Origin of the sequence: Streptomyces vinaceus, assembly GCF_008704935.1 — a bacterium.
Lineage (GTDB): Bacteria > Actinomycetota > Actinomycetes > Streptomycetales > Streptomycetaceae > Streptomyces > Streptomyces vinaceus.
In genome coordinates, this window is record NZ_CP023692.1 from 6484047 (window position 1) to 6497127 (window position 13081).

General features: G+C 73.5%; 11 protein-coding genes. 7 read left to right on the forward strand and 4 right to left on the reverse strand.

Annotated features, from left to right (window positions below):
• Nucleotides 1–16 precede the first annotated feature (16 nt).
• The 4 genes from CP980_RS29255 (at nucleotide 17) to CP980_RS29270 (ending at nucleotide 4007) form a co-directional block, all read left to right on the forward strand.
• The gene (locus CP980_RS29255) at nucleotides 17–541 is read left to right on the forward strand and encodes a flavin reductase family protein (protein ID WP_189998514.1); all 525 of its coding nucleotides are present in this window, start codon (nucleotides 17–19) and stop codon (nucleotides 539–541) included.
• 203 nt (nucleotides 542–744) lie between these two features.
• The gene (locus CP980_RS29260; protein ID WP_030161916.1) at nucleotides 745–1530 is read left to right on the forward strand and encodes an electron transfer flavoprotein subunit beta/FixA family protein; all 786 of its coding nucleotides are present in this window, start codon (nucleotides 745–747) and stop codon (nucleotides 1528–1530) included.
• 62 nt (nucleotides 1531–1592) lie between these two features.
• Nucleotides 1593–2555 carry an electron transfer flavoprotein subunit alpha/FixB family protein gene (locus tag CP980_RS29265; RefSeq protein ID WP_150529431.1) on the forward strand — a complete coding sequence of 321 codons (963 nt, stop codon included), beginning with the start codon at nucleotides 1593–1595 and terminating at the stop codon, nucleotides 2553–2555.
• A 153-nt stretch (nucleotides 2556–2708) separates the two neighbouring features.
• Nucleotides 2709–4007: a DUF6986 family protein gene (locus CP980_RS29270; RefSeq protein ID WP_099894062.1), complete on the forward strand. Its 1299-nt coding sequence runs from the start codon at nucleotides 2709–2711 to the stop codon at nucleotides 4005–4007.
• Nucleotides 4008–4299: 292 nt separating this feature from the next.
• Here CP980_RS29270 and CP980_RS29275 read toward each other — a convergent pair whose 3' ends face one another.
• On the reverse strand, nucleotides 4300–5337 hold the full coding sequence (locus CP980_RS29275; RefSeq protein WP_150529432.1) for a LacI family DNA-binding transcriptional regulator: 1038 nt from the start codon (nucleotides 5335–5337) through the stop codon (nucleotides 4300–4302).
• Between the two features lie 156 nt (nucleotides 5338–5493).
• Between CP980_RS29275 and CP980_RS29280 the strand changes: the two genes are divergently transcribed.
• On the forward strand, nucleotides 5494–6552 hold the full coding sequence (locus CP980_RS29280; RefSeq protein ID WP_150529433.1) for an NUDIX hydrolase: 1059 nt from the start codon (nucleotides 5494–5496) through the stop codon (nucleotides 6550–6552).
• Nucleotides 6553–6756: 204 nt separating this feature from the next.
• Here CP980_RS29280 and CP980_RS29285 read toward each other — a convergent pair whose 3' ends face one another.
• Both CP980_RS29285 and CP980_RS29290 read right to left on the reverse strand, forming a co-directional pair.
• Nucleotides 6757–7470, reverse strand: coding sequence for an MBL fold metallo-hydrolase (locus tag CP980_RS29285; RefSeq protein WP_150529434.1), 714 nt, complete (start codon nucleotides 7468–7470; stop codon nucleotides 6757–6759).
• 153 nt (nucleotides 7471–7623) lie between these two features.
• On the reverse strand, nucleotides 7624–8988 hold the full coding sequence (locus CP980_RS29290) for a dipeptidase (protein ID WP_132758845.1): 1365 nt from the start codon (nucleotides 8986–8988) through the stop codon (nucleotides 7624–7626).
• Nucleotides 8989–9320: 332 nt separating this feature from the next.
• Here CP980_RS29290 and CP980_RS29295 point away from each other — a divergent pair, with 332 nt between their 5' ends.
• Nucleotides 9321–10559 carry a geranylgeranyl reductase family protein gene (locus tag CP980_RS29295; RefSeq protein WP_189998544.1) on the forward strand — a complete coding sequence of 413 codons (1239 nt, stop codon included), beginning with the start codon at nucleotides 9321–9323 and terminating at the stop codon, nucleotides 10557–10559.
• 659 nt (nucleotides 10560–11218) lie between these two features.
• Here CP980_RS29295 and CP980_RS29300 read toward each other — a convergent pair.
• A complete protein-coding gene (locus CP980_RS29300; protein ID WP_229906978.1) occupies nucleotides 11219–11677 on the reverse strand; it encodes a nitroreductase/quinone reductase family protein in 459 nt (152 codons plus the stop codon).
• 145 nt (nucleotides 11678–11822) lie between these two features.
• Between CP980_RS29300 and CP980_RS29305 the strand changes: the two genes are divergently transcribed.
• Nucleotides 11823–12521, forward strand: a complete 699-nt coding sequence (locus CP980_RS29305; RefSeq protein ID WP_150529436.1) for a TetR/AcrR family transcriptional regulator — start codon at nucleotides 11823–11825, stop codon at nucleotides 12519–12521.
• Nucleotides 12522–13081 lie beyond the last annotated feature (560 nt).

Here is a 13081-nt window from a genome sequence, read left to right on the forward strand (position 1 = left end):
AGAAGGAAGCACCTCCATGACGGCCCCGTCCGCCTCGACCATGCCCACGGCCGCCCCCGGCCTGCCCGGCTCGCCCGACCTGCTGCGCTCCGTCTTCCGCCGGCACGCCGCGGGAGTGGCCGTGATCACCGCCGAGGACGGCGGGAGCCCGGTCGGGTTCACCGCGACCTCGCTCAACTCGGTCTCCGCCGATCCTCCACTGCTGTCCTTCACGATCGCCACGGGGGCCTCCAGCTGGCCCGCGATACGCGACTCCGAGTACCTCGGCGTCCACATACTCGGCGAGCACCAGCAGGACCTGGCGGGCCTGTTCGCCCGCAGCGGCGCCGACCGGTTCGGGCCCGGAACGGGCTGGTCCGAGGGGCTGTACGGGGTTCCGGTGCTGGACGGCGTACTGGCGTGGCTGGTGTGCCGTGTGGTGGCGCGCGTGCCCGCCGGGGCCCACCGGGTGATCATCGCGGAGGCGGTGGCGGGCGACCCGGCCGGGGAAGGTCGGCCGCTCCTTTACCACCAGGGTCGCTTCAACGCGCTGCGCGACTGAATCGTCCCTGCTGGGGCGGGTTCGTGCGGCGTTGGACAGATCACAGTTCACCGGCCTTGCCACCGTGGAGCACCCACGGTGTACTGACGAGTAACATTCCCTTCGGAGCGCGGGCCGCCCCGACCGGGATCCGCCCGACAAGGCGCCTATGCTGCCTGCACAAGGCGGTATCAGAAAAAAGACGATGCGGTAGGAGAGCCGGCGTGAGCCTGAGGATCGTTGTCTGTGTGAAGTACGTGCCCGACGCCACCGGCGACCGGCACTTCGCCGATGACCTGACGGTCGACCGCGACGACGTCGACGGTCTGCTGTCGGAGCTCGACGAGTACGCCGTCGAGCAGGCGCTGCAGATCGCCGAAGACGCCGACGACGCCGAGATCACCGTCCTGACGGTGGGCCCCGAGGACGCCAAGGACGCGCTGCGCAAGGCGCTGTCCATGGGTGCCGACAAGGCCATCCACGTCGAGGACGACGACCTGCACGGCAGCGACGTCATGGGCACCTCGCTGGTGCTCGCCAAGGCCATCGAGAAGGCCGGCTACGACCTGGTCATCACCGGTATGGCCTCGACCGACGGCACCATGGGCGTCCTCCCGGCGATCCTGGCCGAGCGCCTGGGCGTCCCGCAGGTCACCCTGCTCTCCGAGGTCAAGGTCGAGGACGGCACCGTCACGGGCCGCCGCGACGGCGACTCCGCGAGCGAGCAGCTGGAGGCCTCCCTCCCGGCGCTCGTCTCCGTGACGGACCAGTCGGGCGAGGCCCGCTACCCCTCCTTCAAGGGCATCATGGCCGCCAAGAAGAAGCCGGTGGAGTCCTGGGACCTGGAGGAGCTGGAGATCGAGTCGGACGAGGTCGGCCTGGAGGGCTCCTGGACCGCGGTCGACTCCGCGACCCAGCGCCCGGCCCGCACCGCCGGCACGATCGTCAAGGACGAGGGCGAGGGCGGCAAGGCGCTGGCCGAGTTCCTGGCCGGCCAGAAGTTCATCTAAGAGCTTCGGCCGAAACCCTCTCGATCGCCCCCTGACTACTTCGCATTCGCAGGAGCATTCCCATGGCTGAAGTCCTCGTCTACGTCGACCACGCGGACGGCGCCGTCCGCAAGCCCACCCTTGAGCTGCTGACCCTGGCCCGCCGCATCGGCGAGCCCGTCGCCGTCGCCCTCGGCGCCGGTGCGGCCGACACCGCCGCCGTGCTCGCCGAGCACGGTGCGGTCAAGGTCCTGACCGCCGACGCCCCCGAGTTCACCGAGTACCTCGTCGTACCGAAGGTGGACGCGCTCCAGGCCGCGTACGACGCCGTCTCCCCGGCGGCCGTGCTCGTCCCGTCCTCCGCCGAGGGCAAGGAGATCGCCGCCCGCCTCGCCGTCCGCATCGGCTCCGGCATCATCACCGACGCCGTGGACCTGGAGGCCGGTGACGAGGGTCCGGTCGCGACGCAGGCCGCGTTCGCCGCGTCCTTCACCACCAAGTCGCGCGTCTCCAAGGGCACCCCGGTCATCACCGTCAAGCCGAACTCGGCCCCGGTCGAGGCCGCCCCGGCCGCCGGCGCCGTCGAGGCGCTCGCCGTCACCTTCGGCGCCCTGGCCACCGGCACCAAGGTCGTCTCCCGCACCCCGCGCGAGTCGACCGGCCGCCCCGAGCTGACCGAGGCCGCGATCGTGGTCTCCGGTGGCCGCGGCGTCAACGGTGCCGAGAACTTCGGCATCATCGAGGCCCTCGCGGACTCCCTCGGTGCCGCCGTCGGCGCCTCGCGCGCCGCCGTCGACGCCGGCTGGTACCCGCACTCCAACCAGGTCGGCCAGACCGGCAAGTCGGTCTCCCCGCAGCTGTACATCGCCTCCGGCATCTCGGGCGCGATCCAGCACCGGGCCGGCATGCAGACCTCGAAGACCATCGTGGCCATCAACAAGGACGCCGAGGCCCCGATCTTCGACCTGGTCGACTGCGGCGTGGTCGGCGACCTCTTCGCGGTCGTCCCGCAGCTGACCGAGGAGATCAAGGCCCGCAAGGGCTGACCTGCGTCGATGCTGTGACTCGGGGCCGCGTGGTGACACTCACCACGCGGCCCCGAGGTGTTTCCTGCAACCATTGACTAGACAAGAACCCCTCATTAAATTCTGCTATGCGGATCTATGCTTCCGTGAAGCGGAAAAAGAGGAGAGTGCACGATGGGTCAGCAGGAGAAGGTGGCGACGAGCCTCGCAGGCGCGGTCAGCGAGGGCATCAGCGCCTCCCTCGCGCCGGTGGACGCGGAGCTCGCGCGCCACTACCCGGGCGACCCCGGCACCCGCCAGCCGATCCACACGGTCTACGTCCCCGGTGACGTCTTCGCGGCCGACACCATCCGGTCCTGGGGCGACCAGGCCCTCGCCGCCCTCGACGAGCACGCCCCGGACGCCGCCACCTTCGCCAAGGTCCTCGGCATCTCCGACGAGCTCGCCGTACCGGTCTACGACCGCGTCCGCGCCAAGCTGCTGCGCGAGCCCGTCGAGGACCTCCGCGTCGACTTCGAGGACGGCTTCGGCGTCCGCTCCGACGAGGAGGAGGACCAGGCGGCCGCCCGCGCCGCCCGCCTCGTCTCCGAAGCCTTCTCCAACGGCACGAACGCCCCGTACATGGGCATCCGCATGAAGTGCATGGAGTCCAACGTCCGCGACCGCGGCATCCGCACCACGGACATCTTCCTCTCCGGGCTGCTGGAGCACGGAGGCCTGCCCGAGGGCCTCGTCCTGACCCTCCCGAAGGTCACCTACGCCGAGCAGGTCAGCGCCTTCGTCAAGCTGCTGGAGGCCTTCGAGACCGCCCGCGGCCTGCGCCCGGGCCGGATCGGCTTCGAGATCCAGATCGAGACCAGCCAGTCCATCCTGGCCTCCGACGGCACCGCCACCGTCGCCCGGATGATCGAGGCCTCCAAGGGCCGCGCCACCGGCCTGCACTACGGCACCTTCGACTACAGCGCCTGCGTCGGCGTCTCCGCCGCGTACCAGTCGAGCGACCACCCGGCCGCCGACCACGCGAAGGCGATCATGCAGGTCGCGGCCGCGGGCACCGGCGTACGCGTCTCCGACGGCTCGACGAACGTCAAGCCCGTCGGCACCACCGAGCAGGTCCACGAGGCCTGGAAGCTGCACTACGGCCTCACCCGCCGGGCCCTGGCCCGCGCGTACTACCAGGGCTGGGACATGCACCCAGCTCACCTGCCGACCCGCTACGCCGCGGTGTTCACCTTCTACCGCGAGGGCCTCGAAGCGGCCGCCGCGCGGCTCAAGGCGTACGTCGCGAAGATCGAGGGCGACGTGATGGACGAGCCCGCGACGGCCAAGGCCCTGGCCGGCTACCTGGTGCGCGGCCTGGACTGCGGCGCGGTCGGCGCGGAGGAGGTCACCGCCCTGACCGGCCTGACCCGTGCCGAGCTCGACGCGTTCGCCATCCCGCGCCGCTCGGCGACGCTGACGGCGACCGCCTGACCGGGCTGACCGGCCTGATCGCGCTGACCGGCCTGATCGCCTGACCGCTTCCCCGCCGGCGAGGCCCGGCCCGGGACACCCCGGCCGGGCCTCGCCGCGCGTCATGGCGCGCCCTGGAGCGGCCCGATGGCCCACCGGTTCAAGGCGCCGTCCCGGCCGGCGGCGACGAGCGGGCTCCCGTCGGGGGAGAAGGCCAGGCACCCGGGCAGGGCGGCCGGCTCGGCCAGGGTCGGACCGACCAGCTGCCGGGTGACCGGGCCGCCCCGACGGTCCGCTCTTTGAAGCCGAACCCCTATGCGGACGGGGGGAGTTCGCCCGATCCGCGGGGGATCAGGCGGGTCGGGAGCTCGATGCGGGCCGGGGGGAGGGCGGCGCCCGCGAGGCGCTGGAACAGGCGGTCCGTGGCCACCCGGCCCAGGGCCGCCGAGTCCTGGGCCACCACCGTCACCCCGGGCCGCAGCAGGTCGGCCAGTTCGAAGTCGTCGAAGCCGACCAGTGCCACCGGCCGCGGGTGCTCCGCCAGCACCCGTACGAGCGTCACCGTCACCCGGTTGTTCCCCGCGAAGACCGCCGTGACGGGGTCCGGCCCCGTCAGCATCGCCAGAGCCGCCTCCCCGACGCGGTCCGGAGCGGTCGAGCCGAGCGAGACCCAGGGCTCCGACACCGGTAGCCCCGCGTCCGCCATCGCCGCCCGGTAACCGCGCAGGCGCTCCGTCGCCGTGTGGATGTGCGGGTGGTCCCCGATGAAGCCGATCCGGCGGTGTCCGCCGCCGATGAGGTGCGCCACGCCCGCGCGGGCGCCGCCGAAGTTGTCCGACAGCACCACGTCCGCGTCGATCCGGCCCGCCGGGCGGTCCACGAACACGGTGGCCACGCCCGCCCGGATCTCCGGCTCCAGGTAGCGGTGGTCGTCCCCGGCCGGGATCACGATCAGCCCGTCGACCCGGCGCGCGCACAGCGCGAGCGCCAACTCCCGCTCACGGTCGGGGTCCTCCGCGCTGGACCCGTTGATGAGCAGCGCCCCGTGGGCCCGGGCCACTTCCTCCACGGCACGGTTCAGCGGCCCGTAGAAGGGGTCGGCCAGGTCCTCCAGGACCAGCCCGACGGTGGCCGTACGGCCCTTGCGCAGCACGCGGGCGCTGTCGTTGCGGCGGAAGCCCAGTGCCTCGATGGCCTCTTGGACCCGCCGGACGGTGTCGGGTGTGACCCCCGCCTCGCCGTTGACCACGCGCGAGACCGTCTTGAGGCCCACGCCCGCGCGGGCCGCCACGTCCTTCATGGTCGGCCGGTTGCCGTAGCGGGGGTCGGTCGGTCGGCGGGTCTGCGGCACGGGACGGAAACCTCCGGAGGTGGCGGGCGGGGCGCGTCGGGCGGGCTGGAGTCCGACCTTTCCCGCGTTTCTGACCTTGAGGATAAGCACTGGGCCGGGGAGCGGGTTTCCGTGGCAGGGTGATGCGGGCAAGCCACTGGGGGCTCCGGACGAGCCATGGGGAGAGGGGTAGACGTGATTGTCTGGATCAACGGCACATTCGGCGCCGGGAAGACCAGCACGGCCCGCGAACTGACCGGGATCCTGCCGGACAGCACCCTGTACGACCCGGAGCTCGTCGGCGACTCACTACGCCAACTGCTGCCGCGCAAACGCCTCGCGGAGGTGTCCGACTACCAGGACCTGCCGAGCTGGCGGCGCCTGGTCGTGGACACGGCCGCCGCGATGCTCGCGGAGCTGGGCGGGGCGCTGGTGGTGCCGATGACACTGCTGAGGCAGGAGTACCGGGACGAGATGTTCGGCGGGCTGGCGGCGCGCCGGATTCCGGTGAGGCACGTGCTGCTCGCCCCTGAGGAAACGATCCTGCGCCAGCGGATCGCGACCCGGGAGGAGCCGGGGGACCCGGCCGAGGTGGACGTGCGGGTGCGGCAGTGGGCGTACGACCACATCCCCGCCTACCAGCAGGCGCTGAGCGGCTGGCTCGCGGCGGACGCCCACGTCATCGACAACGGCGCCCTGACCGTACGGGAGACGGCTGAGCGGATCGCCGAAGCCGTGCGCACGGACGCGGCCCGGGTCTGCGACATCGTGCAGACGCCGGAGCCGACGCGGGAGACGGTGGCGGCCGGGGTGCTGCTGTTCGACGCCGAGGACCGGGTGCTGCTGGTCGATCCGACGTACAAGCCGGGCTGGGAGTTCCCGGGCGGGGTCGTGGAGGCGGGCGAGGCGCCGGGGGGCGCGGGGGTGCGGGAGGTCGCCGAGGAACTGGGCCTGGAGCTGGAGGCCGTACCGGGGCTGCTCGTCGTGGACTGGGAGCCGCCGGTGCCGCCGGCGTACGGGGGGCTGCGGCTGCTGTTCGACGGGGGGCGCCTCTCGCCCGCCGCGGAGGCGGGGCTCCGGCTGCCCGGTCCGGAGCTGCGGGAGTGGCGGTTCGTCACGGAGGAGGAGGCGGAGCACCTGCTCCCGCCGGTCCGCTACGAGCGCCTCCGCTGGGCCCTGCGCGCCCGCGAACGAGGCCGCCCCCTCTACCTGGAGGCCGGCCGCCCGACGCCGTAGCCCGGGCGGAGGCTGCCGCAAGGGCTGCGGCCGCCTCCGGCCGCCCGGGCGCGGACTCCGGCCGGGCGTAGCCCCGGATCGGCCGCCCGGGCTCGGCTGCCGATCGGCCGCCCGGCCGGGGGCGGAAGTGCGGCGGCTACGGGGCCGGGCCGGGCAGCCCCACCCGCCGGACGTCCCCGGCAGCCGCCCCGGACCGCCCCGCGGCTACGGGAGGACCGGCTCCGACCGGGTGGCCGCGAGGAGGCCGGCCGCCGCGTCCTCGGTCAGCGGGTCGCCGTGGCCGAAGCAGGCCACCTCCGGGGACAGCGCCGCCAGACGCCGCAGCGATGCCTGCGCCTGCGCCCGGTCCACGTTGAACACGCCCAGCATCACCTGCCCCACCCCCGCGATGCAGTCGCCCGTGAACAGCACCCCGTGGTGCGGGAGGTGGACGCCGATGCTGCCCGGCGTGTGACCCGGGGCGTGGACCACCACCGCCCCGCCGCCGAAGGGGAGCACCTCATCGTCCTCGACCTCCCGGTCGACCCGGGTCGGCGGAGCCTGTGGCACCGTCAGGCCGTGTGCGTACAGGGGGAGTTCCCAGTCCAGCAGGACCGGTTCCGGCACCGGGAGCTCACCCCGGATCACCGGCGCGTCCAGCCGGTGCGCCACCACCTCCGCACCCCACCGCCCCGCGAGTTCCTCCGCGGCGCCGACGTGGTCGCGGTGGCAGTGGGTCAACACGATCCGCTCCAGCCGCTCCGGGTCCAGCCCGAGCGAGCGGACGGCCCCCTCGATCTCCCCTGCGGCCCCGGCATGGCCGGAGTCGATCAGGGTCAGGGCCTCGCTCCCACCCTCGCCGTCGCGCCACACGTACGCCTGGCCGATCGGGAAACGGAGCATGTGCAGTCGCTGCGGGAGCACCTCGACAAGATCCATGCTCCGAACGTACGTCCGCCGGCTCCGCTCCCGGCACGCCTTTCACCGGGAGCGGAGTTCGCCCGTAGCACAGGGCGGGCGCTCCGCGGGGCAACGGGTCCGCGAGCCGTCGCTGCGCGCGTCAGCCGCTCCTCGGGTGAGCCGCTCCGTGCGTCAGCCGCGCTTGGACTCCGCGTAGTTGACCAGGAACAGTGCCTCCGCGACCGACAGCCGCTCCAGCTCCTGCGGCGAGACGCTCTCGTTCACCGCGTGGATCTGGGCCTCCGGCTCGCTCAGCCCGATCAGCAGCATCTCCGCCTCCGGGTACAGCGAGTTCAGCGTGTTGCACAGCGGAATCGATCCGCCCATACCGCTGATCTGCATCTCCTCGCCCGGGTACGCCGCCTGCAGGGCCGCCGCCATCGACGCGTACGCCGGGCTGTCCGTGTCCGCCCGGAACGGCTGGCCCTGGCCCACGACCTCCAGTTCGAGACGCGCCCGCCACGGGGTGTGCGCCACGAGGTGCGCCTCCAGCAGCTTGACGGCCTCGGCCGTGTCCACGCCCGGCGGCACGCGCAGGCTGATCAGCGCACCGGCGCTCGCGTGCACCGAGGGGGTGGCGCCGACCACCGGCGGGCAGTCGATGCCGAGCACGGTGACGGCCGGGCGGGCCCACAGCCGGTCCGCGACCGTGCCCTCGCCGATCAGCTCGACCCCGTCCAGCACCTTCGCGTCGGCGCGGAAGTCCGCCTCCGGGTACTGCAGGCCCTCCCAGACGGCGTCCGAGGCCAGGCCGTCGACGGTCGTCGAACCGTCCGCCGCGCGCAGCGAGTCCAGCAGCCGGATCAGGGCGGCCAGCGCGTCGGGGGCGGCGCCGCCGAACATGCCGGAGTGCAGGTTGCCGCCCAGGGTGTCGATCTTGACCTTGATCAGGCACATGCCGCGCAGGGTCGCCGTCACCGTCGGCAGGCCCAGCCGGAAGTTGCCCGTGTCGCCGATGACGATCGTGTCGGCGGTCAGCAGCTCCGGGTTCGCCTCCGCGTACTGCTGGAGACCGCCGGTGCCCTGCTCCTCCGAGCCCTCGACGATCACCTTCACGCTCACCGGCACACCGCCGTTGGCCTTCAGCGCGCGCAGCGCCAGCAGGTGCATGATGAACCCGCCCTTGCAGTCCGCCGCGCCGCGCCCGTACCAGCGGCCGTCGCGCTCGGTCAGCTCGAAGGCGGGGGAGATCCAGGCGGCCTCGTCCAGCGGCGGCTGCACGTCGTAGTGCGCGTACAGGAGGACGGTCGGCGCGCCCGCCGGGCCGGGCAGGAAGCCGTACACCGACTGCGTGCCGTCGGGGGTGTCGAGGAGCGCCACGTCCTGGAAGCCCTCGGCGCGCAGCGCGTCGGCCACCCAGTCGGCCGCGCCCTGGCTCTCGCTCTGCGGGAACTGTGCCCAGTCCGCGACCGACTGGAAGGCCACCAACTCGGTCAGCTCCTGCTTGGCGCGGGGCATCAGCGAGGCGATGGTCTCGGCGATCGGATTCTGGGACATGGGCACGCTCCTCATGGGTGCGACGTTGTGTAGGTGTACGCCGTGCACGCGTACGCCGTGTATGTGTGTACTCGGCGGTACGCGTGCGCCGCCCGCATCCGCGTGGTGGGCGTATGCCGGGTACGGCGAAAGACAGTCCCGATCCTCGCACAGCAGGACGGGCCGGACTCGCGCCGTAGGATTTCCCTGCATCGGAGCAACCGCATGATCAGGAGCAGCAGCACATCGTGAGCAGCGACGACAGCACCGTCGGGGGACCCGACTCAGCAGCAGGGCAGGCCGCTCAGGGGGCGGAGGACGGGGTGGCCGAGGTGTCCGGAGGCACCGGTGACGTGTGGGACGTGGTGGTGGTCGGGGCCGGTCCGGCCGGCTCCTCGGCCGCGTTCGCGGCGGCGACGGCGGGGCGGCGCGTGCTGCTGCTGGAAAAGGCCGAGCTGCCCCGGTACAAGACGTGCGGCGGCGGAATCATCGGGCCCTCGCGCGATGCCCTCCCGCCGGGGTTCGTCCTGCCCCTCAAGGACCGCATCCACGCGGTCACCTTCTCGCTGAACGGGAAGCTGACCCGCACCCGCCGTTCGCGGCAGATGCTCTTCGGGCTCGTCAACCGGCCCGAGTTCGACGCGGGCCTGGTCGCCGAGGCGGAGAAGGCCGGAGCCACCGTCCGTACGGGCACGGCCGTCGCCCGGGTCGAACAGCACGGGGCGGCGGTGCCCGACCGGCGCACGGTCGCCGTGGTGCTCGCCGACGGCGAGACCGTCCTGGCGCGCGCCGTGGTCGGCGCGGACGGCAGCGCGAGCCGGATCGGCGCGCACGTCGGCGTCGAGATGGATCAGGTGGACCTCGGCCTGGAGGCGGAGATCCCGGTCCCGCAGACGGTCGCGGAGGACTGGAAGGGGCGGGTGCTCCTCGACTGGGGCCCGCTGCCCGGCAGTTACGGCTGGGTCTTCCCCAAGGGCGACACCCTGACCGTCGGGGTCATCTCGGCGAAGGGCGACGGCGCCGCGACCAAGCGGTACCTGGAGGACTTCATCGCCCGGCTCGGCCTCGCCGGCTTCGAGCCCGCCATCTCGTCCGGGCACCTGACCCGTTGCCGCAAGCCCGAGTCGCCGCTGTCGCGGGGCCGGGTCCTGGTAGCGGGCGACGCGGCCGGACTGCTGGAGCCGTGGACCCGGGAGGGCATCTCCTTCGCGCTGCGCTCGGGCCGGCTGGCCGGGGAGTGGGCCGTGAAGATCTCCGAGGCGCAGGACGCGGTGGACGCGCGCCGCCAGGCCCTCAACTACGCCTTCGCGGTCAAGGCCGGGCTGGGCGTGGAGATGAGCGTCGGCAAGCGGATGCTGACCGCCTTCGAGGCGCGTCCGGGGCTGATGCACGCGGCGATCACCGGCTTCCGACCTGCGTGGCGGGCCTTCGCCCGCATCACCCGGGGTGCGACGACTCTGCCCGACCTGGTCCGTACGTACCCGATCGCCCGCAAGGCGCTGCACATCCTGGACGGGAAGCAGGCGCGGAACCGGGCCGAGTCAGAGGGCCCGGAGCAGCCGGAGCAGGGGCAGGAGCCGGAGAAGGGGTAACGGGCCCGGGGCCCGGGGGACTCGGGCCCCGGCAGCCGGCGGGACGGCCGGACCGAGATCCGGCCGGCGCCGCGTTCGGCGGCGGGGTCCTCCCGGGGCGCTGTGCCGAAGAGGGTGGCGGTCTTGCCGAGCGAACGGGCAAGGCCGCCGCCGCGTGTGCGCGCGGCGCGCGCGGCGCGATGCCGGGTGCGGCCCGCTTGGTGAGCGGGCGGGGCGGCGGCCCGATGCGGGCGGCCGCATAAGCCGGGTGTGGCGGCGTGGCGCCGTAGGTCGGGTGTGGCGGTGGGGCCGGCGTGGCGCCGTACACCGGATGTGACCGGTGTGGCGGCATGTGGCGGTGTGGCGCCGTACGCCGGGTGTGGCCTGGTGTTGCGGTGTGGCCGCGTGCACCAGGAATGGCCCGTGCGGCGGCATGTGCCGGTGTGGCGTCGTACGCCGGGTGTGGCCGGGTATTGCGGGGTGGCCGCGCGCGCCGGGGGTTGCGGTGCGGCGGCGTACACCGGGTGTTGCGGTGTGGGCGCATACGCCAGGTGGGGCGGCGTGGCGTATGGCGCCGTACGCCCCGGGTGTGGCCGGTGTGGCGGCATGCGCCGGGGGTGGCTGCGTGTGGCGGCATGGCGGTGTGGCCGCGTGTGCCGTGTGGTCGGCGCGGGCGTGTGTCAGTTCGACATCGTGATGCGGAAGACCGGGTGGTCTCCGGCGGTGGCCTGCAGCTCCGCGTCGGAGGACTGGGCGGTCACGCCCTGGAAGAACCGGTTGACCTCCCAGCCCCACTTCTCCAGGTAGGCGCGCAGCAGCGCGACCTTCTGCACCGGATCGGTGATCTCGGTGGCCGTGAAGGTGCGGACCTTGCGACCCACGCGCAGCTCGCCGCCGCCCGCCACCCGCATGTTGCGCACCCACTGGGAGTGGCCGCGCGCCGACACCAGGTACTGCTCGCCCTCGTACGTGTGCGGGTTGACCGGGATCCGCTGCATCTGGCCGGACTTGCGGCCGCGCACCGACAGCTCGGCCGAGCCGGCCAGGCTGATGCCGAGGCGGGCCAGCTTGCCGAAGAGCGAGTTGAAGCGGGTGGCAAGAGGGCCGGCCTGCACGTAGTACGGGGTGGGCGCGTTCATGGCTTGCTCCGGATAGTTGGGAGAGCGGTGCTCTCGCTTGAGATCAGTGTGCACGAATTGGCGCTCCAAAACAAGAGCGGTGCTCTCTAAATGGATCGACGATCTCATTTATGGGCGGTGCTCTGCCTTCTGGCACACTGCTCGTATGAGTACCGTGCGCGGGGCCCGGGAGCGGGCCCGTATCGAGGTCACCGCCGCCATCAAGGACGAGGCGCGCCGCATGCTCGCCGCCGAGGGCGCGGCCAAGCTCTCGCTGCGCGCCGTGGCCCGGGAGCTGGGCATGGTCTCCTCGGCCCTCTACCGCTACTTCCCGAGCCGCGACGAGCTCCTCACCGCCCTCATCGTCGACGCCTACGACAGCGTCGGCGCCGCCGCCGAGCAGGCCGACGCCCGCGCCCTCGACTCCGGTGCCGCGCCCCGCCAGCGATGGGCGGCCGTCTGCGAGGCCGTCCGCGCCTGGGCGCTGGACCACCCGCACGAGTACTCCCTCATCTACGGCTCCCCCGTGCCCGGTTACAGCGCCCCCATGGACACGGTCGGCCCCGCCTCCCGCGTCGGCAACATCTTCATCGGCATCGTGCGCGCCGCCCACGCCGGCCGAGGTCTCGCCCTGCCGCCCCTGCCGGCCGTCCTGCGCCCCGAAGCCGTCCGGATGACCGAGGACTTCGCCGAGGGGCTGCCGCCCGAGGTCACCGCCGCCCTGGTCGCCGCCTGGGCGCAGCTGGTCGGCCTCATCTCCTTCGAGCTGTTCGGCCAGTTCAACCGGGTCGTCGAGGACCGCGCCGCCTTCTTCACCCACGCCGCGGGCCAACTGGCCCACGGGGTCGGGCTGCCCGCTGTGTGACCGTCCGCGCCAATGTCCGTGCCCCCGGCCGTGCCGCTGGCCGCGCCGTTGTACGGGCTGCCGCCCGGGCCGCCGGCTCCGCCGCCGTGGGGGCCGCCGGCTGCGCCGCCGACCATGCCGTTGTGCCCGCTGGCTGCGTCGCCGTCCGTGCCACGGTCCGCGCCACGGTCCGTACAACCGGCCGTGCCGTCGGTCGTGCCGCTGTACGGGCTGCCGCTCGCAGCGCCCACCGCGCCGCGGTGCGGGCTGCCGGCTGCGCCGCTGTCCGTGCCACCCGCCGTGCGGCCGGTCGCGCCGCTGTCCGGGCCACGCGCCATGCCGCCGGCTGTGCCGCTGTGCGGGCCGCCGGTCGCGCCGCTGTGCGGCCCGCCGGCCGTGCCACCCGCCGTGCGACCCGCCGTGCCGCCAGCCGTGCCACCCGCTGTGCCGCGGCCGTGCCGCTGTGCGGGCCCCCTGCCGGGCCCCCTGCCGGGCCGCCGGCTGGGGCGACTACCGCGCCGCCGGGTGTGGGGTGGTCGGGTGGCTGGGCGGGTTTCCGCCCGTCCGCGCCGTGCGCGTGA